27 protein-coding genes are annotated in these 26,324 nt (G+C 34.1%); 10 read left to right on the forward strand and 17 right to left on the reverse strand.

Annotated elements, in window-relative coordinates; genetic code table 11:
• Positions 1 to 113: 113 nt before the first annotated feature.
• Positions 114 to 1,193 (reverse strand): endonuclease/exonuclease/phosphatase family protein, encoded by a 1,080-nt coding sequence (locus NZ698_RS00725; protein WP_263000887.1) that lies wholly within the window; start codon positions 1,191 to 1,193, stop codon positions 114 to 116.
• A 129-nt stretch (positions 1,194 to 1,322) separates the two neighbouring features.
• On the opposite strand from NZ698_RS00725, the gene NZ698_RS00730 reads away from it, so the two are divergent.
• Positions 1,323 to 1,760, forward strand: a complete 438-nt coding sequence (locus tag NZ698_RS00730) for a nuclear transport factor 2 family protein (protein WP_263000889.1) — start codon at positions 1,323 to 1,325, stop codon at positions 1,758 to 1,760.
• An 8-nt stretch (positions 1,761 to 1,768) separates the two neighbouring features.
• Positions 1,769 to 2,146: an SMU1112c/YaeR family gloxylase I-like metalloprotein gene (gene gloA2, locus NZ698_RS00735; RefSeq protein ID WP_263000891.1), complete on the forward strand. Its 378-nt coding sequence runs from the start codon at positions 1,769 to 1,771 to the stop codon at positions 2,144 to 2,146.
• A gap of 50 nt (positions 2,147 to 2,196) precedes the next feature.
• On the opposite strand, the gene NZ698_RS00740 is transcribed toward gloA2, so the two are convergent.
• The 4 genes from NZ698_RS00740 to NZ698_RS00755 all read right to left on the reverse strand — a co-directional run bounded on the left by NZ698_RS00740 (position 2,197) and on the right by NZ698_RS00755 (position 4,588).
• Positions 2,197 to 2,442, reverse strand: coding sequence for a hypothetical protein (locus NZ698_RS00740; RefSeq protein ID WP_263000893.1), 246 nt, complete (start codon positions 2,440 to 2,442; stop codon positions 2,197 to 2,199).
• A gap of 37 nt (positions 2,443 to 2,479) precedes the next feature.
• Positions 2,480 to 2,863 (reverse strand): DUF1634 domain-containing protein, encoded by a 384-nt coding sequence (locus NZ698_RS00745; protein WP_263000895.1) that lies wholly within the window; start codon positions 2,861 to 2,863, stop codon positions 2,480 to 2,482.
• Positions 2,860 to 3,690, reverse strand: a complete 831-nt coding sequence (locus NZ698_RS00750) for a sulfite exporter TauE/SafE family protein (RefSeq protein WP_263000896.1) — start codon at positions 3,688 to 3,690, stop codon at positions 2,860 to 2,862. Before NZ698_RS00750 ends, NZ698_RS00745 begins: the two co-directional genes overlap by 4 nt.
• A gap of 160 nt (positions 3,691 to 3,850) precedes the next feature.
• On the reverse strand, positions 3,851 to 4,588 hold the full coding sequence (locus NZ698_RS00755) for a hypothetical protein (protein ID WP_263000898.1): 738 nt from the start codon (positions 4,586 to 4,588) through the stop codon (positions 3,851 to 3,853).
• A gap of 224 nt (positions 4,589 to 4,812) precedes the next feature.
• On the opposite strand from NZ698_RS00755, the gene NZ698_RS00760 reads away from it, so the two are divergent.
• Positions 4,813 to 5,364: a DUF1543 domain-containing protein gene (locus NZ698_RS00760; RefSeq protein ID WP_263000900.1), complete on the forward strand. Its 552-nt coding sequence runs from the start codon at positions 4,813 to 4,815 to the stop codon at positions 5,362 to 5,364.
• A gap of 56 nt (positions 5,365 to 5,420) precedes the next feature.
• Positions 5,421 to 6,530 carry a 5-(carboxyamino)imidazole ribonucleotide synthase gene (locus NZ698_RS00765; protein WP_263000902.1) on the forward strand — a complete coding sequence of 370 codons (1,110 nt, stop codon included), beginning with the start codon at positions 5,421 to 5,423 and terminating at the stop codon, positions 6,528 to 6,530.
• Between the two features lie 31 nt (positions 6,531 to 6,561).
• Here NZ698_RS00765 and NZ698_RS00770 read toward each other — a convergent pair whose 3' ends face one another.
• The 5 genes from NZ698_RS00770 to NZ698_RS00790 form a co-directional block, all read right to left on the reverse strand.
• Positions 6,562 to 6,921, reverse strand: a complete 360-nt coding sequence (locus NZ698_RS00770) for a hypothetical protein (RefSeq protein ID WP_263000904.1) — start codon at positions 6,919 to 6,921, stop codon at positions 6,562 to 6,564.
• 8 nt (positions 6,922 to 6,929) lie between these two features.
• A complete protein-coding gene (locus tag NZ698_RS00775; protein ID WP_263000906.1) occupies positions 6,930 to 7,397 on the reverse strand; it encodes a hypothetical protein in 468 nt (155 codons plus the stop codon).
• A gap of 106 nt (positions 7,398 to 7,503) precedes the next feature.
• Positions 7,504 to 9,627 (reverse strand): cation:proton antiporter, encoded by a 2,124-nt coding sequence (locus NZ698_RS00780; RefSeq protein WP_263000908.1) that lies wholly within the window; start codon positions 9,625 to 9,627, stop codon positions 7,504 to 7,506.
• Between the two features lie 5 nt (positions 9,628 to 9,632).
• Complete coding sequence (locus NZ698_RS00785) at positions 9,633 to 10,199, reverse strand: hypothetical protein (RefSeq protein ID WP_263000910.1); 567 nt, start codon at positions 10,197 to 10,199, stop codon at positions 9,633 to 9,635.
• A 107-nt stretch (positions 10,200 to 10,306) separates the two neighbouring features.
• Positions 10,307 to 11,215 (reverse strand): DMT family transporter, encoded by a 909-nt coding sequence (locus tag NZ698_RS00790; protein WP_263000912.1) that lies wholly within the window; start codon positions 11,213 to 11,215, stop codon positions 10,307 to 10,309.
• Positions 11,216 to 11,436: 221 nt separating this feature from the next.
• On the opposite strand from NZ698_RS00790, the gene purE reads away from it, so the two are divergent.
• A complete protein-coding gene (purE, locus tag NZ698_RS00795) occupies positions 11,437 to 11,940 on the forward strand; it encodes a 5-(carboxyamino)imidazole ribonucleotide mutase (protein ID WP_263000914.1) in 504 nt (167 codons plus the stop codon).
• A gap of 52 nt (positions 11,941 to 11,992) precedes the next feature.
• On the opposite strand, the gene NZ698_RS00800 is transcribed toward purE, so the two are convergent.
• The 5 genes from NZ698_RS00800 to ahcY all read right to left on the reverse strand — a co-directional run bounded on the left by NZ698_RS00800 (position 11,993) and on the right by ahcY (position 17,996).
• Positions 11,993 to 13,537 carry a BspA family leucine-rich repeat surface protein gene (locus tag NZ698_RS00800; protein WP_263000916.1) on the reverse strand — a complete coding sequence of 515 codons (1,545 nt, stop codon included), beginning with the start codon at positions 13,535 to 13,537 and terminating at the stop codon, positions 11,993 to 11,995.
• 53 nt (positions 13,538 to 13,590) lie between these two features.
• Positions 13,591 to 14,979, reverse strand: coding sequence for a BspA family leucine-rich repeat surface protein (locus tag NZ698_RS00805; RefSeq protein WP_263000918.1), 1,389 nt, complete (start codon positions 14,977 to 14,979; stop codon positions 13,591 to 13,593).
• A gap of 261 nt (positions 14,980 to 15,240) precedes the next feature.
• Positions 15,241 to 15,633 (reverse strand): inner membrane protein YiaA, encoded by a 393-nt coding sequence (gene yiaA, locus NZ698_RS00810; protein ID WP_263000920.1) that lies wholly within the window; start codon positions 15,631 to 15,633, stop codon positions 15,241 to 15,243.
• 125 nt (positions 15,634 to 15,758) lie between these two features.
• On the reverse strand, positions 15,759 to 16,565 hold the full coding sequence (locus NZ698_RS00815) for a hypothetical protein (RefSeq protein WP_263000922.1): 807 nt from the start codon (positions 16,563 to 16,565) through the stop codon (positions 15,759 to 15,761).
• Positions 16,566 to 16,679: 114 nt separating this feature from the next.
• Positions 16,680 to 17,996: an adenosylhomocysteinase gene (gene ahcY / locus NZ698_RS00820; RefSeq protein WP_263000924.1), complete on the reverse strand. Its 1,317-nt coding sequence runs from the start codon at positions 17,994 to 17,996 to the stop codon at positions 16,680 to 16,682.
• A 162-nt stretch (positions 17,997 to 18,158) separates the two neighbouring features.
• Here ahcY and NZ698_RS00825 point away from each other — a divergent pair, with 162 nt between their 5' ends.
• From NZ698_RS00825 to NZ698_RS00845, 5 genes are all read left to right on the forward strand, one after another.
• Entirely contained in the window at positions 18,159 to 18,689 is a 531-nt protein-coding gene (locus NZ698_RS00825; RefSeq protein WP_263000925.1) for a HugZ family pyridoxamine 5'-phosphate oxidase, read from the forward strand.
• Positions 18,690 to 18,904: 215 nt separating this feature from the next.
• Positions 18,905 to 19,780 (forward strand): carbon-nitrogen hydrolase, encoded by an 876-nt coding sequence (locus NZ698_RS00830; RefSeq protein ID WP_263000927.1) that lies wholly within the window; start codon positions 18,905 to 18,907, stop codon positions 19,778 to 19,780.
• Positions 19,781 to 19,828: 48 nt separating this feature from the next.
• Positions 19,829 to 20,806, forward strand: a complete 978-nt coding sequence (locus NZ698_RS00835) for a PDDEXK nuclease domain-containing protein (protein WP_263000929.1) — start codon at positions 19,829 to 19,831, stop codon at positions 20,804 to 20,806.
• 69 nt (positions 20,807 to 20,875) lie between these two features.
• Entirely contained in the window at positions 20,876 to 21,925 is a 1,050-nt protein-coding gene (locus NZ698_RS00840; RefSeq protein ID WP_263000930.1) for an agmatine deiminase family protein, read from the forward strand.
• Positions 21,926 to 22,107: 182 nt separating this feature from the next.
• Positions 22,108 to 22,722 carry a 4'-phosphopantetheinyl transferase family protein gene (locus NZ698_RS00845; RefSeq protein WP_263000932.1) on the forward strand — a complete coding sequence of 205 codons (615 nt, stop codon included), beginning with the start codon at positions 22,108 to 22,110 and terminating at the stop codon, positions 22,720 to 22,722.
• On the opposite strand, the gene NZ698_RS00850 is transcribed toward NZ698_RS00845, so the two are convergent.
• Positions 22,703 to 24,964 carry an FUSC family protein gene (locus NZ698_RS00850; RefSeq protein ID WP_263000933.1) on the reverse strand — a complete coding sequence of 754 codons (2,262 nt, stop codon included), beginning with the start codon at positions 24,962 to 24,964 and terminating at the stop codon, positions 22,703 to 22,705. The genes NZ698_RS00845 and NZ698_RS00850 overlap by 20 nt on opposite strands.
• A gap of 166 nt (positions 24,965 to 25,130) precedes the next feature.
• Positions 25,131 to 26,294, reverse strand: coding sequence for a type IX secretion system outer membrane channel protein PorV (porV, locus tag NZ698_RS00855; RefSeq protein WP_263000935.1), 1,164 nt, complete (start codon positions 26,292 to 26,294; stop codon positions 25,131 to 25,133).
• Positions 26,295 to 26,324: the final 30 nt, after the last annotated feature.

Here is a 26,324-nt window from a genome sequence, read left to right on the forward strand (position 1 = left end):
TTTTTTTGTGAACATTATAGCTTTAGCTGAACGTAACAAACCACCCCGTCAAAAATTCTTTGAATTTTCGCCACCCCTCCAAACGAGGGGAATTAACGGGGGAGTTAAAATGATCAATCTTCAGTAACCACAGCATCACGTTCTCCGTCCTCTTTTTTACCTTCCTCAATAATTTCTTCAGCTTTAGCTTTTTCTTCAGCATCAGCTTGTTCTACACGTTCTTCCTGATCGTCGTTGTGATGATCGATAAAAAATTCGCAGTAAACAGGAAGGTGATCCGAACCAAAATTTTCAAGTGTTTTTAAATCTTTAATGAAAATATCTTCGCTATGAAACATCAGATCGATAGGGAATCTCAAAAGACGGTATTTTGCATGGAATGTCGAAACGAAAGAATGACCAACTCTCGGATCGATCAAATGACTTGTTTTTCTGAATAAAATAGAAGATTGTGACCACGCTACATTGTTGAAATCTCCCACTACGATCACTGGCTTTTCAATTTCCTGAACGCGTTTTGCGGTGCTTAAAAGATCACCATCTCTTTCTTTCGAAGTTTCTTCTTCGGTAGGACTTGGTGGCGGTGGATGAACTCCAAAAAAGACAAATTCAAAGCCATCTTCGGTTTTCAGATGTGCTTCTATACTTGGAATGTCATCGGCTACGAAAAAATGCGTTTTTGATTCTTCAATTTTCATTTTAGAATAAAAATGCATTCCGTAGGTATTTTCAAGGGTCACTTTATGTTGGAAAGGATAATCTTTTTCTAAAATCTGTAACGCTTTTTCCCAATCACCATTGCTTTCCATAGTCAGGAAAAGTTCGGGTTTGTTCTTGTTAATGAGAGCGATAAACTGATTGTAATCTTTATTAAACTGATAAACATTTGCCGAAATAAAATGATATTTTTCTGACGAATTTTGACTTTGCGGATGTTTTTTTACTTTATAAAGTGGAGTATACTTAACCAGAGTAATTCCGTGGTAAATAAAAATTGCCAGCAACAATCCCTGGTAATACCAAAAATACTCAAAGCTTAAAAAAAAGCCAGAAGCAAAAGTGATTAAAGTAATGTAAGCAATCTGAATTTTACCAAAATCAGGAACACGAAAAATCCAATGTGAACTTGGAATTTTGGGTAACACCGTTAAAATCAATAATAAAGCAACAAATACCAGATAAACTTCCCACATATCTTTTTAATAACACGTAAATGTAAGATATTTTGATACATTTTTTGCTCTCTTTCCATCTAAAGTTTAAGAATAAAAGCTGTTTCCGAGTAATATATTTCTTACTTTTATTGTTCAAAAATGATCACTATGAGAATATTTATTGGAATTTTTATTTTATTAAGTTCATATTGTTTTGGGCAATTATCTGAAAATGATTTAGTAAGGCAAACGGTAGAAAAGCTCTTTACAGGAATGAAAAATGCAGATGCGGAAATTATTCAATCTACCTTTGCAGAAAGTCCGATCATGCAAAGTATAACGAAAGATGGTGTTTTGAAAAATGAAAATATTGAAAATTTTATAGCTTCGATTTCTCAACTTTCAAAAAATGATGCAGACGAAAGAATTACTTTCGAAGGTATTCATATTGATGGAAATTTAGCGAGCGTTTTTACACCCTATGAATTCTATTATAAAGGAAAATTCTCACATTGCGGAGCCAACAGTTTCCAATTGATAAAACAAAATAATGTCTGGAAAATTCAGTATCTGATTGATACGAGAAGAAAAGACTGTAAAAAATAATTTTAAAAATGAAAATTCATCATATTGCGATTATCTGTTCAGATTATCAGATTTCAAAAAAGTTTTATACCGAAGTTTTAGGTTTAAATATTATTCGTGAAGTTTATCGTGAAGAAAGACAATCTTATAAATTGGATTTAGCCATCGGAAATGATTATGTTATCGAATTATTTTCTTTCCCAAATCCTCCACAAAGACCGTCAAGACCGGAATCCTGCGGATTGAGACATTTGGCTTTTTCTGTTGAGAATGTCAATGAAGAGCGGGAAGAGTTAATTGGAAAAGGTTTAAGCTGTGAAGAGATCCGCATTGATGAATTTACCGGAAAAGAGTTTTTCTTTACTCAGGATCCCGATCAATTGCCTCTAGAATTTTATCAAATGTAAAAATCAAATTTTAACAAGTTTAATAATGTGAAGATTATCTTTTCTTTTTATTATTTCTTTAAAAAAAACTTTACGGTTTTAATCTTACTTTTAATAATAAGAACTAAATTTTTATCTTCAACATACTCCATCTCATACCAATCTTTTGCGGTAGTGGTAGTAGATGATGTTGGCTCACTACAGAGGTGTGTTTGATTTTGAAGTCTTTCGAGCTCTCTTTTGGAATATTGATTTTGTCCGGATAGGAAATTTGAGTTAAGAAATATGATGATAAATAGAAATACTTTTTTCAGCATAAATACTAACATTTGGAGAATTTAATTAAAAAGTAAATCAATGTGCATATCCGGTCACAAAACTGATGACCATAATAATTAAAACAATAGAAGAAATTGCAACATATAAATAATCTTTCTCTTTCAAATATCCGATTAAAGCAAAGATAATTCTCATTAAAGGCGTGAAAATCAGCATCAGAATTCCCAATTGAATAATGGCCATTCCTTCACCTTTACAAAGGGTTTCCCAGAAATGTCCCCAAACTTTCTCCGAAGAAGTTCCCATGTCGAGAAGTTTGTACTTTCTCGGCATTTTAAAGCCTTCCGTAAAAAGCTTAATGAAACCGATCAACGAAGTAATTACCGATAAAATTACCCCTAATCTCAGCAAATTTCCGACAGAACGGTTCAGATCAACATCAGTGAAATTTTTTCTCATGAGAAATTGCTTCTTAGACCGTTATACATCATATAAATGGAGAGAATCGTAATCACGATAGCGAAAAATGTCTTCAGTTTTTTAGTTTTAGAAACCATTAAAGTTTTTGATCCGATGAAACTTCCGACTACAACACCAACTAAAACCGGAGCAACAATTACAGGGATGATTTCACCTCTTTGGAAATATATTAATGAACTGGCAACGGCAGTCACGCCAATCATAAAGTTACTCGTCGTCGTAGAAACTTTGAACGGCAGTCTCATCATATTATCCATTGCCAAAACTTTCAAGGCTCCGGAACCAATACCTAAAAGTCCGGACATTGCACCTGCAAACATCATCATAAAAAATCCGGGAACAGTATTTCTTGCTGAATAACTTTTAAGAATTCCCTTATCTGGGAAAGTGCCGTATAATTTTAATTTATCTTCCAAAGTTCCTTTAATCCGGGGTTCCTGATGATCTGGTTTACCTTTCAGATTTAAAATTACGGTCAACAAAAGAATGCTTGCGAAGATAATTCCAATCGTATTTGGATTCAGCATTCCGGAAACTAATGCACCAACGATAGCACCGGCAGTCGTCGCAATCTCCAGAAACATCCCGATTCTCATGTTGGTAAATCCTTCTTTTACAAAAGCTACGGCTGCTCCGGAAGAAGTTCCGATTACCGAAATCAGTGAAGCACCGATTGCGTAATGCATCGGAACGCCAAAACCCAGCGTCAGTAAAGGGATGATGATAACTCCTCCTCCCAAACCTGTAAGTGAACCCAAAAGACCTGCTGAGATAGCGCCAAGAAAAAGAATAATGATCTCCGACATGCTACAAATATAAAACTATTGCGGTTTTCAGGCAAACATTCACTCAAGATTATTTTTTGACAATTTTTGTAACGAAAACAAGCTCTCTTAATTGGTTTTTATTGAATGAAAAATTTATTTTTTTTAGTGGATTTAAGCTAATGAATTCAATCGTAAATTCTTAAAAAACATAATAAGTGAGCCTTAAACTTGGATAATATATAGTGCCGATGTATTTCAGTTGATGCAAATATTCTTTATTTTTATATGTCCATAAATACTGAAAATTAGATTCTTTGGTCTGGATTTTTTGAAAAGGTACATTTATAGATATCCCTAAGTCAAACTGGTTTCTCAACCCGAAATTTAAACCAAATCCTATATTTGAACTGATCGTATAGCTTTTTTCGCCAATATTGGTGTTGTAAGAGCTTTCATAGTAAATGGTTTCGGTTAGCCCGTCCTGCGATTGTCCATTTCCACGATTATAAATCATGACGTTATTATTATAGTCTGCACCCACACTTCCTTCAATGTAAATGAAATTTTCATTGAAAGGAAACAACCTCCTATAGCCTACAAAAAGCGAGATGCAATCATATTTTTGTCCAAAAATTTCTTTATTCGTAAACGGAATTTCAGGCTCATTGAGATTGTACTCGTATTCTATTTTTTTCCTGGTGACTAAAAGATCAGCGAATAACTTGTTTTCTTCGTCTAAATTTTTCACCAGTTTTGCTCCAAAATAAAAAGATATGGGTTTGTTTGTGCTGAACTGACTTTTGTCACTCGATAAATTGTTTCTATAAATGTTCATGCCTGATCCTACAGTAACTCCCAAAGAATAATCAGATTGAGAATAATATTTTTCCGAAAAAAGGAGCAGTACCAATATGGTAGTTGTGGAAGATAGTTTCATGTGTTATTAGAAAAGTTTTTAATCTAACGCAAAAAGTCTATTTAAATTTTAAAAATCTAATTCTTTTCGGTTTCATTAAATAACCAACTGTGAACAATCCAAACAATTCTTTTTACACAGATATATGATTTTTAGATTTTGTCGCTGTAAAACTATTGCGGTTTTCAGGCAAACATTAACTCAAGATTATTTTTTGCCGTATTTTTGCAAAAATAAAATTCAAAATGAAGTTATTTTATATCATTCTTGGGGCAACTCCAAAAGGTAGAAATATAGAGCAGCACGATGTTTTTTTCGGTATTGCAGAATCTTTGAAGGATTTGGTTCCTGCGATGAAAGAATTTTGGACTGAAGCTAAAGGGAAAATTCATATTGATGCATATCAGGAGGTGAAGTTTGCCGATGGATATGAAATTTCTGTAGAGCCAAAAAACTCGTTTGAGAATGAAGAAAAATTATTCTTTGTGAATCTCGGAGGTTACAAGGCAGATCATTTTAAAGAGTTTCACGAACAGCATTTGATGGTTGGGAAAACATTGGGTGAAGTCGTAAAAAAATCAAAGGCGACAGAATTTTATCAGACGATGGGTTTTAAAGGTGCCGGAAGTCATATTGATGAAAAATTCGGGGTTGATATTGATGATATTTTCAGTGTTAACGAAATTCTTCCGGAAGAAATGAAGCAGAAATATTCTCTTAAATTAAGAAAATCAGACGCTGATAATCAGGAAAATTACACTTTTTTAGGGTATTTGATGCTCGATAAAATTAAATAACTGATAAAGCGGCGAATTTGTTTCATCAGGATAATTAAAAATAAATAAAATAAAAAATGAAAATAGGAATTTTAGGCGGCGGACAGCTCGGTAGAATGTTAATTCAGGAAGCGTTGAAGTATGATGATGAGTTTTACACATTAGATCCGGCTTCAGATGCGCCTTGTCACAATATTTCATATTTTACACAGGGAAGTTTTAATGATTACGAAACCGTTTTAGATTTCGGAAAAGATAAAGATGTAGTGACGATTGAAATTGAGCACGTAAACGCAGATGCATTAGCTGAACTGGAAAATCAAGGGGTAAAAGTAGTTCCGAACTCACAAATCATTAAAACCATCCAACAGAAAATCCTTCAGAAAGAATTTTATAAGGAGCACGACATTCCAAGTCCGGATTTTGAAATTATGGACGGAAGTTCAGACGAAATAAAAATTGAGTTTCCTTTTGTTCAGAAATTAAACACAGGAGGTTATGACGGAAAAGGCGTTCAGATTATCCGCAATTCTGATGATTTGAGAAACCTGTGGACTGAAGATTCTGTTTTGGAAAATCTGGTAGATATTGATAAGGAACTTTCTATAATTGTTGCCATCAACGAAAACGGAGAGACAAAAACTTTTCCTGTGACAGAAATGGTTGCCGATCCTAAGTTAAATTTACTTGATTTTAATATTTGTCCGGTTTTTTTAAGTGAAGAAATTGAAAATCAGATCGATTCAATTACAGACAAATTTTTGAAAGCGGTCAATTCTCCGGGATTGTTTGCGATTGAATTATTTTTAGATAAAGAAGGAAAAGTTTGGGTCAACGAAACGGCTCCGAGATTGCATAATTCAGGACACCAAAGTCAGGAAGGAAACGCCAACTCGCAGTTCGAACAAATGTATCGTGTGGTAAAAAATTTACCTTTAGCCGATACCGACGCCATTATTTACAGCGGAATGCTAAATTTGGTTGGCGCAGAAGGTTTCTCGGGAAAAGTAATTTATGAAGGAATGGAAGAGGTTTTAAAACTTCCTGAAACCTACATTCACCTTTACGGAAAAACAGAAACCAAACCTGGGAGAAAAATGGGACACATCAATGTTTTGGCAGATTCAAGAGAAGAATTGATGGAGAAATTGGTGGAAGTGAAAGCGATGGTGAGAGTGATTGCTTAAAAATATGAAAGACTGCTTTTGGGCAGTCTTTTTATTTTGATACTATTTTTGGAAAATCAATCGTCCATTTTCTTTCCTGAGAACTCCACATCAAATAGGGACCGTCAAAACCTTCAAAATAAACCAGCTCAAAATTACCTTTTTCATCAGATGTATAAACAGGATTTGCGGCTTCATCTTTTTTAAATACTAACTTTTCAAAAGTTTGCCAATCATGGTTTGTTGGAAGTTTGCGATTGTTTTTTTTATAATCTTCAATTTTTAGTATCAGTTCATTTCCAAATTTGATGTCAGATTTTCTTGTTACTTCAATGGGTAAATTCCAATAAATTATAAAAGATAGAATGATTACAATTATTACTGAAATTGAGATGATGAGAGCTTTTTTCATGAATTAAATTATGTATTGTACAAAATATCTGCAAGCTGCGAGTAATCGTTATTAGATCCAAAATTATCAGTATTGGTTTCTGTGCCTACAATTTGATATTTATGACAGCTAAAACATATTTTGGCCACACCAGTAACTTCGTTATTCTTTTTAAAAACTAAAATATCTCTGAAAATTGCAATACAACCTGCAGTCATCATTTCCTCTTCTGGCTTCTCAATAAATATATTATCAATATTATTAAAATCAGTTGAATTTATTTTTTGCTTTAGATAACCTATCTCATTCAAGAAATTCAGAAAGTCAAGATCATCAATGTTTTCAGGTGTATTTTGATAGATTACTTTATATTTGAGCTGATCAATGGATGATATATTTTGATCAAAGTATAAATCATCAGCATCATCAATTTCAATTTTATAATGATCAATTTCATCATAATTAAAGAATGTTTTATAATATTTAATTTCGGACATCTTTAAGTGTTTTTTTAATAATTTGTTTTATATTAAGGCTTGTATTTAATTGATAAAAATACATCAAACATCTTTTTCTCAAAAATTAAAATAATATTATTTCTTGCTACTTAAAAATCCTTTTAATCACATTTCCGATCTCCGTAAAATCATCGTGATTTCCTACTGAACGTATTTCAGCATTATTTTCATCATCATACTTTGAAAAAGGAAAAATGAGCAGATAATTGTTGTCTTTCAGGCTTTTATTAAGAAGGTCAGGAATCAGTCTCATTCTCGGAATATACGACTGCATTCCTCTCTTAGCCATAAAAAGAATTAGCGCTTCGTCATCTTTTAACTGAGCTGCAGTTTTTTCACCGTCTTTCCAGGTATTCATGATAATAAATTCAGCTTCGATGTTGGCTTTTTTTATAATTCTCTGAAGAATATTCAGGATCGTTTCCGGAGCATAAAAAACAAGTATAGCACCAGAATTTCTCGCAATATTCCAAACCCTTAAAAGCGAATGGAAAAATCCGGCTTCTTTGTGAGCATTTTCAGGAATCATCACTGCATATTTTTTAATCGTTGAAAGCGGTTGTGCAGCGTGATAAACTAAAACATTCACATCATCATTCTGAAGATATCCGTTGTAAAGATTATATACAAATGATGGTGAGAAGCCTTTTTCATCTTCAAGTCCAATAATTAAATCTGTGATTTTCTGTTCTTTAATCACATTGTTGACACCGTTTATAACATCATTGTCGTATCTTTTTAATGCCTGAAGCTTAACATCTGCAGCTACCGCAGTGTCGATTGCCTGATGGAGAAGTTTGTCGGCATTTTTTACGGAAGATTCATTTTTATCTTCATTAATGATATTTAAAGCAAAAAAATCTTCGGTATTTGAATGTGCTTTTATGAGAATTCCCAAATTCACCATCCTTTCAACCGTTTCTTCATAATTAATGGCCAAAAGTATATTTTCTTCTTCATGATTGTTTCCGGAAACGGTGTCTTCATTATCAATTTCTGCAATTTTCTGTGCACTTGCCATCGAGATAAACGATGAAATGGTACAAGAAACTAAAATCAAAAGAATACTTCCATTCAGAACATGTTCATTTAATAATCTTACGGGTTCTCCGTTTTCACTTTCGGAAATAATGATGTTATAACCCACCATCACGGAAGCTAAAGTCGCTGCGGCTGAAGCAGAACTCAATCCGAAAATCAGTTTTCCTTCGTCTTTGGAAAGTCTGAAAGTTTTTTGTGTTGCTACGGCTGCCAAATATTTTCCTCCAATCGAAGCAACGAGCATTATGGCTGCAACTCCAATGGTTTCCAGACTTTTAAAAAATACATTAAAATCAATCAGCATTCCTACACTGATCAGAAAAAAAGGAATGAAAATAGCGTTTCCGACAAATTCAACCCGATTCATCAGAGATGAAGTATGCGGAATCAATCTGTTTAAAGCCAAACCTGCGAAAAATGCTCCGATAATCGCCTCAACTCCTGCCAATTCTGCCAACATTGCAGCAAGATAAATCATTACCAAAACAAAAATATACTGTGAAATTTTATCATCCACTTTTTTGAAAAACCACCTTCCGATCATCGGAAACACGAATAATACAACCAGTGCAAATACGATAAATGAAACTGAAAGTTTTACCCAAAATGCAGTTCCAACATCTCCTTGCGACATCCCGACTATGATTGCCAAAACCAAAAGTGCAAGTACGTCAGTGATCATCGTTCCGCCAACGGTAATATTTACAGCAAGATTTTTAGCAATTCCGAGTTTGCTGACCAAAGGATAGGCAATTAAAGTATGCGAAGAAAATAAACTTGCAAACAGTATAGAGGTGAGCATTGAGAAATTTAGTAAATAATACGCTCCGATAAATCCTAAAACGAAAGGTGCGATAAATGTATATAATCCAAAAGTGAGGCTTTTCCACTTGTTTCGTTTGAAATCGCCCATGTCGATTTCCAGTCCGGCAAGAAACATGATGTAGAGCAATCCTGTAGTTCCGGTGACTACGATGCTGCTGTCTCTCGCGAGTACATTGAAACCGTTTGGTCCGATGATGGCTCCTGCGATAATTAATCCTAATAGATGCGGAACTTTTATTTTATTTAAAAGAAGCGGTGCCGCCAAAATGATGATTAAAACCAGCAGAAATTTCAGTACGGGATCTTCGATGGGAAGACTCAGGTTGTGTATGCTTAGAATCATAGTTGTTATTTTTGAATTCGTGTAAGCTCTACAGAAAACCTTGCAGTGCAGTTATTGTCTACGGTTACCGTTCGTATTCCTCTGATTTTGTTGGACGAAATTTCATTCAGTAAAATATTCATTTCTACATTTTTTTTGGCTGTAGAATCTGTTTTATAATTTAATTTAACCTCATTGTTTTCAAATTTTCCGATGTAAGTTCTTATGAGGTTACTGTTATTAATGATTTTGGTTGAAAGCTGGATAGAATCGCTGTCAAATTCCCAATTGTCAACCCGTTGATCTCCAACTGCATAATCGCTGCAATTAGATTCTGTGCAGATCACTTTTCCGCTCCACGCGCCGGAAATTTCCTGTGGCCATAACACAATCTGGATAGAATCTTTCTTTTTAAAAATACTGTCGCGCATTTTTAGTAAAGTCTGATATTCTGATTCTTTTTGGGCAAATAATTTTTCTTTTTCCAGTAGTTTTGTTTCTCGTTCAGTCAGCTGTTGCTGTTTTTCTTTGTTTTCGCAACTTTGAAGGAGAAAAAAAGAGATGAACAGTATAAAAAGATATTTTTTGGTCATAATGCACTATTTGATCCGAATACAAATGCAAAAATTATGACAAGTGAAGAGAAATTATCTAAAAAAAACATGTGAATTGGTGGATTGATGAATATTTGAGGTATGAATTATGATTCAAGTCTCTTTCTTTTAAACATTTCAGGATTGTAATTAATAATAAAAACACCCAAAATAATTAAAATTGCCGCAACGATAAATTTAACTGAAATACTCTCATCTAAAATCAGCCAGCTCAGGAAAATGGAGATCACCGTATTCACATAGGCTAAAATAGAAACCTGAACAGGAGAAATTTTGGTCAAAGCATAATGAAACGCAAAAAATGCCGAAACAGATCCGAAAATTGCCAAATAAAGCATTGCCGAAATACTTTTGATACTCCAGCTTTCAAAATTATAATTATCTGAAAACAGGAATGCAAAACAAAGCTGAATAAGACCTGCAAAAGCAAACTGATAAAATAGATTTAACGAAATATTTTTGCTCTGAATATTTAATTTTTTGGTGAAAATCGTTCCGGAAGCCCAACCTGCAATTGCGATAAATAAGAAAATAATTCCCATCGTGTAATCAGGATTTTCCAGATCGCTCAAGCCGTCCCAGAAAATAAAAAGGATTCCACTGAAACACATTAAAACTCCAAAAAATGCTCTAAAAGTAAATTTCTGTAACCCAATTGCAACACTGCCCAGAAAGACTACAATGGGAGAACATGCACTGATAAGAGAAGTTAAACTGCTTGTCACCTCTTCTTCAGCTACCGTGGTCATTCCGTTGGCAACAATCAGCATTAATGTTGAGAAAATTAATTGATATCCTAAATTCTTCCACCCAATCCATTTGAATTCATTTCGGTAAAGTAGAATAATAAGCATGATGGTTGCTGCTAAAAACTGACGGATTCCTGCCACAAACCAGGCCGGAATAGTTTCTACCGCAACACGAATCGCCAAAAAAGTAGTTCCCCAAACGATAGCAACGGTAAGAACGGCAAAAATAAGTTTGTAGTCTTTCAAAATGATGTGAAATAATGATGTAAAGATATTTATTTTAGAATGAAAAATGATGCCAATCCGATGCATAAGTCAATTGTTAAATGTGAATTTTCTATGCTTGGATTAAAAATTGAAAAGAAAGCGGATTGACTTTTCACATATTCACTTGCAAAGCAAAATTCACTTTTCAACAATCACCTTTCTAAAATTCTTATCTTTGAACAATCTAATAAATTGAAGAAATGGTAGGAATTATCATGGGAAGTCAGAGTGACTTGCCAATCATGGAACTGGCGGCGAATTTTTTGAAAAGTTTAGACATTCCGTATGAATTGACAGTAGTCTCGGCACACAGAACGCCTGAAAGAATGTTTGATTATGCAAAACATGCGAAAAAAAGAGGTTTAAAAGTAATTATTGCTGGAGCGGGAGGAGCAGCGCATCTTCCGGGAATGGTTGCAAGCTGTACAACTTTACCTGTAATAGGAGTTCCGATTTTATCAAGCAATTCGATTGACGGTTGGGATTCTGTTTTATCGATTCTTCAAATGCCGGGCGGAATTCCTGTGGCAACTGTTGCTTTAAACGGAGCCTTGAACGCCGGAATTTTAGCTGCGAAAATCTTAGGAACAGGAGACGAAAATGTAGCTGAAAAACTTCAGATTTATCAGGATACTTTGAAAGATAAAGTTTTGGGAACTGTGGATGACATTAAAGCTAAACATCCAAATCTTTACGACTTGTAATAATTTAAATTTGATATAAGAAAATGCCTCGCAAATTGACGAGGCATTTTTTTTATTTTTTAATGAATTTGAAAGTCTGAATTTTTTCTTTCGTTAAAATCTGTAAAATATAATTTCCGGGTGAAAGATCTTGGATCTTGATGTAATCTTTTGTCAGAGAATCTTTGGCTATCAATCTTCCGCTTAAATCAGTGATCGTGTATTCTTTTGCGTCTTTAATATTTTTTAAATAAATAAAATTTTCCGCAGGATTAGGATAAATCGAGCCTAAATTCTTTAACTGACTTTCATGAGTAGATAATTTCCTACATTCGCCAACGGTGTCGCCAGTAATCGTCCAGCCCTTGTTGAGCAAAATATTTCTGTTTGGTATAACATCAACAGAGTATGTAAAATTGGGTACAAATCCCAGATTGATATTATTGGCCGTATTAGGATTACTTCCCCAACCGAAAAGCGTATCGCTGTAATTATCACAATCTAAACCTGCCCCTAAAAGTGCGAGTGATCCAGATGTAAGTGCAGGAAGATTCCAGGTTTGAAGGCTCTGATTGAAATTGGTAGCTCCAGAAAATGAAGTGCTGAAATCTGTTAAAACACTCGTGTTCCAATTGTTCAAAGGTTGATTGAATGAGCTACAGCCATGAAACATGTGAGAAATATCCGTTACTTTAGCAGTGTTCCAGCTATTCAAAGGTTGATTAAAGTTTTGATTAAAATGAAACATCCACATCATGTTGGTCACATTTGAGGTATTCCAGTTATTTAAAGGTTGGTTAAAAGCCTGAGTTCCGGAAAACATATAGCCCATGTCGGTAACTTTCGACGTATTCCAGTTATTTAAGTTCTGATTAAATGCAGCTCTGTTTTCAAACATATATCTGAAGTCAGTCGCTTTTGATGTATTCCAAGAACCAATGGGAGCATTAAAGGTATCGGGGATCTGAAACATGCTTAAATGAGAAAACATATTTCGGAAATTTTCAATATTTGAAGTATTCCAGTTTGCCATTGAAGCATTTCCTGTTAATGAATTGGCATTATAAAACATGTAAGATGCGTCTGTAACTCCCGAAAGATTAGGTGAATCTGTTGCTGTGATCTGTAGATATCTGCAATGTGAAAATGCATTGTACATCGTTTGCCATTGAATATTTCCCCATTGCGCTACTTCAAGTAATTTGTCTGAATTTCCGTGGTGAGTCCAAATAGTTCCTCCCGTTGTTGGATTCGCAACCGTGGCAAATTTTATTTGGGTAAAAACCCCGTTTCCGTTGCTTACTTTTACTCTGTATGTAGCTGCAGCAGGATTTGGATTGAGTGGTGTGCCAAAATTAATTAATGTCTGACCTATCGACGTTACGCTGTTCAGCGTCTCGTTGTGCTGCGGATAGTCTACTTCTTCCCATTGAATCTTGTAATTAAGACCCGTCCCGGGAAACCATATCTGACTCGATGTGGAAGGATTTTGACCGGAAACTGAGGTGATAAAATTCGGATTAATTCCCGAAGGTTTCCAAATGGTGATAAACTCATTCTGTGCCTTTGCAATCTGAAATGAAAGCATCACAGTGAAGAAAAATATTAGTTTTTTCATAAGATAATTTTAAAATCAGGTGTTTGAGGAAAATAATATTTTTGATTGGTTATTTAATTTTTAATAAACTTAAAATTCTTAGCCTTGTCTTTTATTGTGATTGTTAAAATATAATTTCCAGGATCCAACTGTTGAATAGAAATCATTTCTCTTTCCAAAATATTTTGAGTAATGAGCCTTCCGTTAAAATCTGTAATTCTGTATTTTACATTCTCTTTCGGAAGATTTTTAATGAAAATAAAATTGGTAGCCGGATTTGGATAGATCGAAATTTCTTTAATGCTGATGTTTTCAGAAGTCGATAAGTTTGATTCGCAGCTGGGATCGTAAACGTCACCGGAAAAAGTCCAGCCTTTGATATTGAGCAGGTAATTTCTTGCGTTTACCGCACTCGGATGAGAGTATTTAGCAGTAGAAACATTTCCTATATTTAAACTTGAGGGTAGTGTAATATTATTCATCCATGCGACAAGTGTCTGATCCCAATTGCTACAGTTTAAATTGGTTCCACTCAGCATCTGAGACCCATTTGCCAAAGACGATAAATCCCAATTTCCTAAGTTTTGATTAAAAATATTGGCTCCACCCAGTAACAAATTCATGTTGGTAACTTTAGAAGTGTTCCAGTTTGAAAGATCTTGGTTAAAACCATTGCAATAATGAAACATGTGATCCATAAGGATGACTTTAGAAGTATTCCAATTATTTAATGGTTGATTAAATGATACGCATGCGTGAAACATCCAGCCCATATCTGTTACGTTGGACACATCCCAATTTCCCACAGGCTGATTAAAGAATGTTGTCTGCGCAAACATATATCTCATATTGGTAACATTAGAAGTATTCCAGGAAGAAATACTGGAGTTTGCTATAATTCCCGTCGAAAAAAACATGCCTTCTGTAGTCGTTACATTCGATAAATCGGGTAGATCTGTTGCGGTGACATCAAGATACGAACAATTAAAAAATGCAAAGGTAAAAGTGTCCCAACTGATGTTTCCCCACTGAGATACTTCGAGAATTTTTTTAATATCACCAGCATGTAAATTGACAATTGGAGGTGAGTCAATGGGTAGAATAAAGACAGTATCGGGGAATTTTATTGCATTAAAACTCCCTCCTCCGTTACTCACTTTCACTTTATAAGTGGCATCAGTTGCAACAGGATTTTGCGGAGTTCCAAAATCTATTAAAAAATTGATCGTTGAACTGACATTGGACAAAGTACCATTATGAGAAGGATATCCTACTTCTTCCCAAGTGACATTAAAATTGTTGCCTCTTCCCGGAAACCAGATCTGTGTAGAAGTGGAAGGAATTCCGCCAGATATATTCTGCGTAGAAATATTACCGGGCTTCCAAACAGTAATAAACTCATTCTGCGCTTTTGTAATCTGAAAGAAAAAAATACAAATAACAACGAATAGTAATTTTTGCATAAATAATATTTTGGTGTTTAGTATTAATTGAGACTTAATACAGAATTTGTTTTTCTGTCCTGTTTTTTATTTTTAAATAATATATTTTTCGTGAAAGTATGAATATTCCTAATGATAATAAATTTGTTTTGCGATTTTGTTAATCTTATGAAACGCAAAGATAAGAATTTTTTAAGCATGTCAATTATTTGTGAAATAATTATTTGAAAAATAAAAATGCTCATCAATTTGATGAGCATTGTATGATTTATTTTTTGATAATTAATCTTCCATCATATTGTCACGAGTATTCTTCTGAACGGCTATTGCACCAAATAATGCCAATAAAAAAGCAAAGGCATAAAACCCTTTTTCACTCGGTAAAATAGTTGCATTAAATAATCCAACAGTCAGTAAAACAATCGATGATAAAGTGGCAAACCAACAGATTCCGTAGTAAATATCTGTTACTTTTATATTTTCCATTCTGTCACGTACAGCTTTTTGTAAAGATACTACAGCAAATAATCCGTAAAGAAGGATTGTAAAATAATATCCTTTTTCATTCAACTGCATTTCTGCTCTTACCAAACCTACAATGTAGCCAACCATTCCGGCTCCTAAAGCTACCCATGAAGCTGCGACAAATGCATTTGATACTCCTTGTTTTTTCATTATTTTGTTTTTAATATTTAATTTGAGCCAAATATATTATTTTTAAATGGAAACCTATAATTAAACTCAATTTTTATCACCATTCTTTGAAGGATTTAATATTCATCAAAAAACGTATCAAATTTTTATTGAGTAATATATTCGTAATTATATTTGACGTAGTTACTACCGTCTGATAATTTTCCGACAACCTGAGTCGGTAACTGAGCACTGTTATATTGAACATCATAGATGACATATTGATTCTGTATCCAATTTCCTGCACTGTCTTTATAGCTGATTCTATCTGTCGTGTAATTATTTTTACTCAAAACGTAAGCTCCACCCATTGAAACTTTAAAATATTTATTGGTGTAAGTAAAAGGATTTAGCTGATTGTCATATAAATATTCATGTTTTGTTGATGTAGAAAAAGTACCACCAATCACAGAAGTTTCTACAGTAATATTTTCGCCATTATAAGTATAAGATGATGTACTCGGATTTGAACAATTCGCTGATTGACATAGAGTAGAAGTTACCATATTACCATTTTCATAAGTGTAACTGATGGTTCTGTTGAAATCAGGATTGGTGTAAATAGCTTTGATATTTAAAAGCTGATCACCGTTATAAGTGTATGTTGAATAGTAATCTAAAGTTCCGTCAGCTTTGTAATAATTTGTTTTTACTGGTTTGCCTGCATTGTCGTACTCAAAACTTGAACTTTTATCTTCCGAGAGTATTTTTAATAATTCTCCCTGATTATTATAAATAAGCTTAGCAACATCTATATCAGGATTTGCAGGATTAGCGTAATAAGTTGTTGTGACTTTACTCAGTAATATTTTAGGCTCTTCAAAATCATTACTTAAATCAATCACGTCTTCACTTTCACAACTGTTAAGGAATACAACTGAAGTCATTAAGCTTAGGAAAAAATACTTTTTCATGTTAAAATTTTAGTTTTTCAAAAGTAAGAATTCCTTATTGGGATTGAAAATATTTGGTAATAAAAAATCCCACTATTTAGAATAATGGGATTGTATTTATAAGGATTGAAAATCTTAGTATCTGTAATATTCCGGTTTGTAAGGACCTTTCACATCAACACCGATGTATTCAGCTTGTTCAGTAGAAAGAACTTCCAACTCAACACTTAATTTTTTAAGGTGTAAAGCAGCTACTTTCTCATCCAAATGCTTAGGAAGCATATAAACTTCGTTTCCGTAAGCTTCAGAATTAGTCCAAAGTTCGATCTGAGCCAAAGTCTGGTTAGAGAAAGAGTTAGACATTACAAAACTTGGGTGACCTGTTGCGCAACCAAGGTTTACTAATCTACCTTCTGCAAGGATGATCACTTCTTTACCTTCTTCCAAAGTATAAATATCAACCTGAGGTTTAACTTCAGATTTTGTGTGACCGTAGTTCTCATTTAACCAAGCCATATCGATTTCGTTATCGAAGTGACCGATGTTACAAACGATTGCTTTATCTTTTAATTTTAAGAAATGTTCTTTTCTTACAATGTTAAAGTTACCTGTAGTTGTGATTACGATATCTGCATTATCAACAACAGTATCTAATCTTTTCACTTCAAAACCGTCCATTGCAGCTTGAAGCGCACAAATTGGGTCGATTTCAGTTACCGTAACGATAGAACCAGCTCCTCTGAAAGATGCAGCAGTACCTTTACCAACGTCTCCGTATCCACAAACTACAACTCTTTTACCAGCCAGCATAATGTCAGTAGCTCTTCTTACAGCATCAACTGCAGATTCTTTACATCCGTATTTGTTATCGAACTTAGATTTAGTCACTGAATCATTTACGTTGATTGCAGGCATTACCAAAGTTCCGTTTTTCATTCTTTCGTACAATCTGTGAACACCTGTTGTAGTTTCTTCAGAAAGTCCTTTAATGTCCTTCGTGAATTCAGGGTATCTGTCAAAAACCATGTTTGTCAAATCTCCACCATCATCCAAAATCATGTTCAATGGTTTTCTGTCTTCACCAAAGAATAAAGTCTGCTCAATACACCAGTCGAATTCTTCTTCGTTAAGACCTTTCCAAGCATAAACAGGAATTCCTGCAGCAGCAATAGCAGCAGCAGCGTGATCTTGTGTAGAGAAAATATTACAAGAAGACCAGGTAACTTCAGCTCCAAGAGCAACCAAAGTTTCGATCAAAACTGCAGTCTGAATCGTCATGTGAAGACATCCTGCTATTCTTGCTCCTTTCAATGGTTGAGATGGTCCGAATTCTTCACGGATTGACATCAAACCCGGCATTTCTGCTTCTGCCAAAGTAATTTCTTTTCTTCCCCATTCTGCTAGAGAAATATCCTTAACTTTATAAGGAATGTATTGTGTTGTAGTACTCATATCTTATGAATAAGTTTAAATTCAAATAATTAAAGTGCAAAATTACAACATATAATTAAGATAAAAAAACAATGTTCCTGATAACCATCATGAAATGAAATATATCAAAATTTAATTTTTATTTATTCTAAATTACGTATTTTTGCGGAAATAAATCTTTTTATGAATCATACCAATACTCAAGAGGAAGCTCAAAGACAGGCTAAACCTCTTGCTCCAAAAGTGAAAGAATTAATCGCAAGAACCCAAAGTATTATTTTGGCAACCGTAGATGCAGAAGGAACTCCTAACTCCAGCTATGCACCGTTTGTAGAAATCGATAATAAATTTTATATTTTGGTTTCTTTCATGGCAAAACATACAAAGAATCTTTCGGAAGGTAGAAAAACTTCTATGATGTTCATCGAAGATGAGTCTGCAACAAAACAGATCTACGCTCGTGAAAGATTAACAATCGAAGCAACAACAACGCAGATCGAAAGAGATTCTGAAACTTGGAATCAGGTTGTAGAACTTTTAAAAGAAACTCACGGAAAAGTTGTGGAGGTAATTTCTGAAATGAAAGATTTTATCTTAATTGCTTTAAACCCTGTAAAAGGCGCTTATGTAAACGGATTTGGAAGTGCTTATTTCGTAGATGAGAATCTTGAAATTATGCAGCATAGAAACGAAACCAATCATCAGTCTAAATAATAAACTCAGTTTTGATCATTAAATTTTCGCAAAGAATATTTTTTGATCTGAACCATCAAGAAACCTCATAGATTTTAAGCTGTGAGGTTTTTTGTTGTTTAAATTATTTTATACATTAAGTTTCTCTTAAATTATTATAAAAGCAGCCATCATTCCTTAAAGTAGTTTAGTATCAATTTTAAAAATATTATTTTTGTACCATAAAAATTCAGAACATGTCAAAAGTAAAAATAGGTACCGTTCAGATGTCTTGTGTTGCAGATAAGCAGGAAAATCTGAATAAAGCCATCGAAAAAATAAAAGAAGCCGCAGCGAAAGGTGCACAGATTGTTTGTTTACAGGAATTATTCACCTCGCTTTATTTTTGTGATGTAGAAGATTACGATAATTTTGATTTGGCAGAACCGATTCCAGGTCCATCTACAGATGCGCTTTCGCCAGTGGCAAAAGAATTGGGCGTGGTGATTATTGCTTCACTTTTTGAAAAAAGAGCTCAAGGTTTATATCACAATACAACGGCTGTTATAGATGCAGACGGAACTTATTTAGGAAAATACCGTAAAATGCACATTCCGGATGATCCTGCGTTTTATGAAAAATTTTATTTCACACCTGGAGATTTAGGATACAAAATTTTTCCTACAAAGTTCGGCAAAGTAGGTGTTTTGATCTGTTGGGATCAATGGTATCCGGAAGCTTCAAGAATTACTGCATTAATGGGAGCCGATATTATGTTTTATCCGACTGCAATAGGTTGGGACACCACTCAGGATGAAGAAACCAATCAGGATCAATATAATGCTTGGCAGACGATTCAGCGTTCTCATTCTGTAGCCAATGGACTTCCTGTAGTTTCCGTAAACAGAGTAGGATTTGAACAGGACGGAGCAATGAAATTCTGGGGCGGAAGTTTTGTAACCAATGCGCAGGGAAAATTACTATATCTTGGTTCTCATGATCAGGAAGAGGTAGCTGTAACGGAAGTGGATTTGACTCAAACCGATTATATGAGAAAACACTGGCCTTTCCTGAGAGACAGAAGAATCGAAACTTATTCCCCGATTACCAAACGTTTTATTGACGAAGATTAATGATCAAAGTTTTTAATATTAAACTTTTTCTTGATATAAAACCATAAAATGGAAGTAGGCATTTATCAAACCTTATTTAAAGACATTAAACAAAAAATCTTAAGCGCTCAGCTTAAGGCGGCTCTGTCTGTAAATGCAGAAATGATCTTTTTGTATTGGCAAATAGGAAATGATATTGCTCAAAAACAAAGTGTACAAGGCTGGTCTGCAGGTGTAATTCCGCAATTATCTAAAGATTTAAAAGCAGAATTCCCAAATTTAAAAGGTTATTCTGAAAGAAATTTAGGAAGAATGCTTGCATTCTATCGTGAATATCCTAACGAGGTAATTTTGCCACAAGCTGTGGCAAAATTACCTTGGGGGCATAATATTTTATTAATAGAAAAAATAAAAGATCAAAATATTAGGTTTTGGTACGTCGAAAAATGTGCAGAGAATAATTGGAGCAGAGATATATTAGATCTTCAAATCAAATCAAGTTTATTTGAAAGACAGGGTAAGTCTATTAATAATTTTGAGAGTACATTGCCAAAACCACTTTCAGATTTGGCAAATGAAACACTTAAAGATCCTTATATCTTCGATTTTCTTACATTGGATAAAGGTTTTCGTGAAAGAGATGTTGAGAAACAACTGATACAGCATATTACAAAATTTTTACTGGAATTAGGTAAAGGTTTTGCGTACATTGGAAATCAGTATCATTTGCAAATCGCTGATCAGGATTATTATATCGATTTACTTTTTTATCATATCAAACTCAAATGTTATATTGTAATTGAATTAAAAAACACACGATTCAAACCTGAATTTGCAGGAAAATTAAACTTTTATTTATCGGCTGTTGACAGTTTAATAAAAGACGAAACTGAAAATCCTACTATTGGTATTTTACTTTGTAAAGACAAAAATAATATTGAGGCAGAATTTGCATTACGGGATATTAAAAAAACCGATAGGCATCAGCGAAATTCATCTTGTAGAAAGTTTACCGGAAAATCTGAAAAGCAGTTTGCCGACCATTGAAGAAATTGAAAATGAATTCAGAAACTTTAATAATCTTTCATAAATCTCCCAACTTTTAATTTTTTTAAAATGAACGATACAAAAAATATAGATTTAAAAAACTACCGTTTTCCGGCAGAATGGGAAGAGCATGAAGCAACCTGGTTATCTTGGCCTCACAAAAAAGAATCGTGGCCAGATAAATTGCAGGAAATTTATCCGAATTATGCCGAATTTATCAAAGTTATTTCTCAGGATGAGTTCGTGAGAATTAATGTTAAAGACGAAGAGATGAGAAAATTTGCGATGGATTGCATTATGCAGGCCGGAGCAAAATTAGAAAACATCGAGTTTTACTTTCACGAAACCAACGATGCGTGGTGCAGAGATCACGGTCCTGCTTTTTTAATTAATAAAGATGCAGACGAACCAAAAATCATTCTAGATTGGGGTTTCAACGCGTGGGGCGGAAAATATCCACCGTTTGAATTGGACGATGTCATTCCAACAAAAATAGGTCAAGAGTTTGATCTTCCTGTCATTTATCCAGGAATTATTATGGAAGGCGGTTCGGTAGAATTTAACGGAAAAGGAACGATTTTAACTTCAAAATCCTGTCTGCTGAATAAAAACAGAAATCCTCATTTATCACAGGAAGAAATAGAACAATATTTGAAAAATTACTATTGTGTAGAACAAATTCTTTGGGTAGAAGACGGAATTATTGGTGACGATACCGATGGTCACGTTGATGATACCATCAGATTTGTAAATGAAAATACAGTTATTACTGTAATAGAAGATAATGTGGAAGATGAAAATTATGAAATTCTTCAGACCAATCTGAGACAGTTGAAAGAAATGCGTTTGCTTGACGGAAGTCCTTTAAATATTATAGAACTTCCAATGCCTGATCCTGTAATTTGGGACGATCAGCGATTGCCGGCTTCTTATGCTAATTTTTATATTGCCAACAAATCGGTCATTGTACCGACTTACAGATGTGAAAAAGATCAGATAGCATTAGATATTATTCAAAGCTGTTTTCCTGACAGAAAAGTGGTTGGGATAGATTCTACTGATATTATTTGGGGATTGGGAAGCTTTCACTGTTTGAGTCAGCAGGAACCTTTAGTCTAATACTATCTTTTAAATTGCTGAAAAATAATCAGTAGTTTTTTTATAAAATTCAATAGTACAATCCATTATAGCAAAATAAATGTTTTTGTTATAATGGATTTTTCGTTGCTCAATGTCTTCTATACTTTCTATTCGGAAAAACTTCCTGTAATTTTTATTACTTTTACTCAATAAATTAAGCAATGCCTCTTTACCGCGATTTTTCTGATGACAACGCCACCATTCTCGTATGGAAATATGAGGAAGATGAAGATTTGAATCCTGATGAACTTCTGGAGCCGGAAAATGCCGAAAAAGTAAAAGATTATCATCCGAAAAAATTATTGGAGGTATTGATGGTGAGAAAACTTTTAAAGAGTTTAAAGCCAAATTCCAAGATATTATATAAAGAAAGAGAGCCTTTTCTTTCACCGAAAGATGCTGAAATTTCAATTACCCATTCTTTCCCGTTTGCAGCAATTGCCATTTCAAAAAATAAAATAGGAATTGATATTGAAAAATTTAATCCTAAAATTTTAAGGGTGATTGATAAATTTACGTATGAAAACGAGAGAGGATTTATACCTTTTGATAATGAAGTGACTTTTTATACGATTATCTGGAGCGTGAAAGAAAGTATGTATAAAATTCACCATTCGAAACACTGGTCACTGAAAAAGCATTACGAAGTCAAACCTTTCGAACTCAAACATCTTTTCGACATCAGTTGCAGAGTGCATGACGAAAATATTTCGGATGAGTTTAAAGCAAGTGTGAAGTTTTTTGACGATTACTGCTTTACGATTGTGGAAGAGTAGAGGTTTCTGCTTTATAAGTCTGAATTACTTTTCGCTGTTCTTTTGCTACATCATAAATCAGCTCCAAAACATCATGAATGTTTTTAAGTTCTGTTAAATGTGAAATTTTATTCGGATCTCTGCGGTCGAAGATTTCGTTTTCCAAAAGTTCAGATTTTCTTTGAAGTAACAAATTTTCTATTGATGAATCTTCCGGTTCCAAACGGCTGTCCATTTTCAGAGTTTCTGTGATTTTTTCATCGTTTAGCAATGCGGAAACCTGATTCATTTCGGCTTCTATTTTTTTTGTCCAGCTTTCAGAATCTATTTCTGGATATTTTTTGTTGTTTTTAGAATATTGTGAAAGTGAAGCTGTATAAGCTGTAATCAGATGTGAGGTTGCCACAAACTGATGCACGACTTCCAGTTTTTTCTGTTGATTTTTAGGATCAGAAATCATTCTTTGGAAATTATCCGATAGGTTTGCCAATGAAATAATGGCATTTTTTCGCTTTACTTTATAATCTTCAATATCAAAATCTTCATTCAGAAATTTAGCCATTACACTATGAAAGTAAGTGAGATTAGATGCTGCCGATTTTTTCATTAATTCTAAATTCTGTGTGTGCTCCCAAACCGGAAGCACAATATAAGAAACCAGAAACGCGATAATTCCTGCAATGATGGTATCTACAATCCTGTCTTTAAATATCACATTGACGTTTCCGGGATTTAAAAAATTAAAACTCATAAAAACATACATCGTCATAAAAAGGACTGCCCAAAAATATCTTCCTTTCAGTAAACTGAAACATAGGATCATGCTCAGCAAAAGAATGACAAACAAAATGGCATTGATATGAACGTAGTACAAAATTCCATAAGCGACCACCGCACCGACAACTGTACCGCAGAAACGCAGGAAATTCCGTTGTTTGGTAATAGAGTAGGCCGGTTTCAGAATAGCAACGATGGTAATTAAAATCCAGTACGTATGACCAATCACTAAAAATGGAAGAAAGGAAACCAAATATCCTAAGAATAATGCAACCGTAATTCTTATTGCATGACGGAAATGTGATGAGGTGAGAGAAATATTACTTTTTAAAACTTTAAAATTAATTTTCTCTTCATTCGGCATAAATTTTTTCAGATCTAGACCTGTCGAAAGACTTTTGGCCAGTTTTACGTTTTGAGCAAATACTTTGTAAATTTCGTTGATCTCTTTTGTGATCTCATTGATACGCATCATGATCTGTCTCAAAACCATAAAATTTTCGAGATTGTCAGGAGTCATCTGCTTGTTTCTGAGTTCAAAATAATGGACATTCAAATCCTGCGAACGCACTTCCAGATTAAAGACAGGTTTTGCTCTTGTGCTGCTTTGAAGCGAAATTCCGATGTTGGCAATTTCTTCTGAAAGGATATTTAAATAATCATGAATTTTAACTAAAATCGTAGAGTCTTCAAAACTTTGCTGCAGTTTTTTGTAGTCACTTTCTGAAGTCATGAGTTTCTCATGCAAATCCATTGAATTCAAAAACGTCAACATCAGAAGTCTGCTTATGGTTGTAGATTCGTTGACAATCGTACGGGTTTTAAAAACAGTCTCGCGGGTTTCTTCCTGTAGGTTTTTGATCTCTATCTGCTTTGCAATAACCTGTATATTCAAACGGTCAAAATCTGGATTTTTCTGGTAAAAATTGGCTTTAATTTTCAGGAATTCCGCAAGCTGAAGATAATTTTCACCAATCATCTGACTGGCGAGTTTATAAGGCTGAATAGTGGTTACAATTAAAAAAATCAATAAAAACCAAATACAACCTGCGGCGAAAATTATTAAACTTTTTAAAATATTGGCTCCGGTTAAATGTCCGTCAATAAAAATCGCCAATACAACCAATGCCAAAGATCCAACTGCTGCGAGTCGCTGACCGTAAATGCCAATCAGAGAAAAAAACATACCGAAGACGAAGATCTCCAAAATCACCAGTGGGATAATTCCTTTGACTAAACTTGCAATTGAGGAGACTATCACAAAACAGAAAATAGCAAAAGCTAATGAATTTCTTCTTCGGATAAAAGGACCGGGTTGATCTGTGAGCGCTACGAAACTTGTTCCCAAAGGGAATAAGAAATATTCTTTTAAAATCCCAAAGTGGGAGAGTACCAAACAAGGAAGCACCGTTGCCAAGGTAATTCTTATCGAAGAATACACATATTGACTGGTGACGATCTTTTTTAGTTCCGCAGAATAGTTCATGCTACAAAAATAATTATTGAAAAACAAAAAGCCCCATAATTGCTAGACTTTTGTTAACATATTTTATTAATATATGAATTCCGAGTTTCTTCAAAATGAGTTGTGAATTTAGATCAACAAAAAAAGCTCCAATGAATGGAGCTTTTATATCTTATGTTTGATTTTCTTAGTTATCTACATTAGAAGTTTCATCACCGATATTCCAGGTAAGACCGAAACGTAGTGTGTTATCCAAAGCTGTGTTGATTTTAGACATATTGATCAAATAAGAAATATCTAATCCGAAAGAACGGTATTTTAAACCGATACCTGCAGTTGCAAACTGTCTTGCTCCCTGCACATCACTTTCGTGGAAATAACCTCCTCTTACAGCAAATGCATTGTCATAAGAATATTCTAAAGCACCACTATACATGATTGATTCAGGATTTTTGAAAGATTTTCCAATTCCTGACATTACTCCAACATTTGGAACTGCATAAATTGGTTGTCTTGTATTAGGATCGTTTCCTACGAATTCTGATCCCGGTACTAGAATTTTTGAACCTTCAACGCTCAAACCTACTCTGTTTACATCATCCAAATACATATCATAACCAACACCTAATCTTGCCATTGTTGGAAGATAAGATCTAGATTCTTCGTTTCCTGTATAATCTAATTTCGGACCTAAGTTAGTTACTGCAAAACCAGCATTCAATTTACCATCATAACCTCCAAAACTTGAGAATTTAGGAGAAGTATAGTATCCTGAAACGTCTACTGCGAAACTATTTGCAGGCTTTAGTGTAGTATCTGTGTTGAATCCTCCGGCCAAATCTGAACGAATAAATCTACCTGTAACAGCCATTGAGTATGAATCAGAAAGTTTCAGACCGTAAGCAATATCTACTGAGAATTCGTTTGGTTTCGAAGTACCGTTAGAAGTTACTTCATTTCCTACAAGAGAAGTAAGATCAACTTCACCCATATTAAAGTAATAAATACTTGCAGAAATTGTAGATCTTTCCTCCGAACCTAAAAATTTATGGAAAGCTCCATATAGTAAAAATACATCATTTGTAAGTTTTCCCATGTATGGTGTGTAGTTAATACCCACAGAAGAACTTGTTCTGCTAAAAGGATATTTGGCTGCATTCCAAAATTGAGAGAAAGCATCTGGGGAAGTAACGACTCCCTGATCTCCCATACCTCCCGATCTTGCATCTGGTGCAATTCTCAGGAATGGAGCTCCGGTTAACACAGGTCTTACCTGACTCAAATCCTGTGCATAGCCTAAAAACCCAGCACTCAAACCAATCCCCAAAAGCAGTTTAGTAGTTAAATTCATATGTTGTCTTTTATATATTATCAGTTTTTT

This window comes from Chryseobacterium edaphi (assembly GCF_025628985.1).
Classification (GTDB): Bacteria; Bacteroidota; Bacteroidia; order Flavobacteriales; family Weeksellaceae; genus Chryseobacterium; species Chryseobacterium edaphi.

Coding starts and splice junctions, on each gene's coding strand:
- NZ698_RS00725 (WP_263000887.1), bottom strand. CDS start 1,193: ATGTGGGAAGTTTATCTGGTATTTGTTGCTTTATTATTGATTTTAACG.
- NZ698_RS00730 (WP_263000889.1), top strand. CDS start 1,323: ATGAGAATATTTATTGGAATTTTTATTTTATTAAGTTCATATTGTTTT.
- gloA2 (WP_263000891.1), top strand. CDS start 1,769: ATGAAAATTCATCATATTGCGATTATCTGTTCAGATTATCAGATTTCA.
- NZ698_RS00740 (WP_263000893.1), bottom strand. CDS start 2,442: ATGCTGAAAAAAGTATTTCTATTTATCATCATATTTCTTAACTCAAAT.
- NZ698_RS00745 (WP_263000895.1), bottom strand. CDS start 2,863: ATGAGAAAAAATTTCACTGATGTTGATCTGAACCGTTCTGTCGGAAAT.
- NZ698_RS00750 (WP_263000896.1), bottom strand. CDS start 3,690: ATGTCGGAGATCATTATTCTTTTTCTTGGCGCTATCTCAGCAGGTCTT.
- NZ698_RS00755 (WP_263000898.1), bottom strand. CDS start 4,588: ATGAAACTATCTTCCACAACTACCATATTGGTACTGCTCCTTTTTTCG.
- NZ698_RS00760 (WP_263000900.1), top strand. CDS start 4,813: ATGAAGTTATTTTATATCATTCTTGGGGCAACTCCAAAAGGTAGAAAT.
- NZ698_RS00765 (WP_263000902.1), top strand. CDS start 5,421: ATGAAAATAGGAATTTTAGGCGGCGGACAGCTCGGTAGAATGTTAATT.
- NZ698_RS00770 (WP_263000904.1), bottom strand. CDS start 6,921: ATGAAAAAAGCTCTCATCATCTCAATTTCAGTAATAATTGTAATCATT.
- NZ698_RS00775 (WP_263000906.1), bottom strand. CDS start 7,397: ATGTCCGAAATTAAATATTATAAAACATTCTTTAATTATGATGAAATT.
- NZ698_RS00780 (WP_263000908.1), bottom strand. CDS start 9,627: ATGATTCTAAGCATACACAACCTGAGTCTTCCCATCGAAGATCCCGTA.
- NZ698_RS00785 (WP_263000910.1), bottom strand. CDS start 10,199: ATGACCAAAAAATATCTTTTTATACTGTTCATCTCTTTTTTTCTCCTT.
- purE (WP_263000914.1), top strand. CDS start 11,437: ATGGTAGGAATTATCATGGGAAGTCAGAGTGACTTGCCAATCATGGAA.
- NZ698_RS00800 (WP_263000916.1), bottom strand. CDS start 13,537: ATGAAAAAACTAATATTTTTCTTCACTGTGATGCTTTCATTTCAGATT.
- NZ698_RS00805 (WP_263000918.1), bottom strand. CDS start 14,979: ATGCAAAAATTACTATTCGTTGTTATTTGTATTTTTTTCTTTCAGATT.
- yiaA (WP_263000920.1), bottom strand. CDS start 15,633: ATGAAAAAACAAGGAGTATCAAATGCATTTGTCGCAGCTTCATGGGTA.
- NZ698_RS00815 (WP_263000922.1), bottom strand. CDS start 16,565: ATGAAAAAGTATTTTTTCCTAAGCTTAATGACTTCAGTTGTATTCCTT.
- ahcY (WP_263000924.1), bottom strand. CDS start 17,996: ATGAGTACTACAACACAATACATTCCTTATAAAGTTAAGGATATTTCT.
- NZ698_RS00825 (WP_263000925.1), top strand. CDS start 18,159: ATGAATCATACCAATACTCAAGAGGAAGCTCAAAGACAGGCTAAACCT.
- NZ698_RS00830 (WP_263000927.1), top strand. CDS start 18,905: ATGTCAAAAGTAAAAATAGGTACCGTTCAGATGTCTTGTGTTGCAGAT.
- NZ698_RS00835 (WP_263000929.1), top strand. CDS start 19,829: ATGGAAGTAGGCATTTATCAAACCTTATTTAAAGACATTAAACAAAAA.
- NZ698_RS00840 (WP_263000930.1), top strand. CDS start 20,876: ATGAACGATACAAAAAATATAGATTTAAAAAACTACCGTTTTCCGGCA.
- NZ698_RS00845 (WP_263000932.1), top strand. CDS start 22,108: ATGCCTCTTTACCGCGATTTTTCTGATGACAACGCCACCATTCTCGTA.
- NZ698_RS00850 (WP_263000933.1), bottom strand. CDS start 24,964: ATGAACTATTCTGCGGAACTAAAAAAGATCGTCACCAGTCAATATGTG.
- porV (WP_263000935.1), bottom strand. CDS start 26,294: ATGAATTTAACTACTAAACTGCTTTTGGGGATTGGTTTGAGTGCTGGG.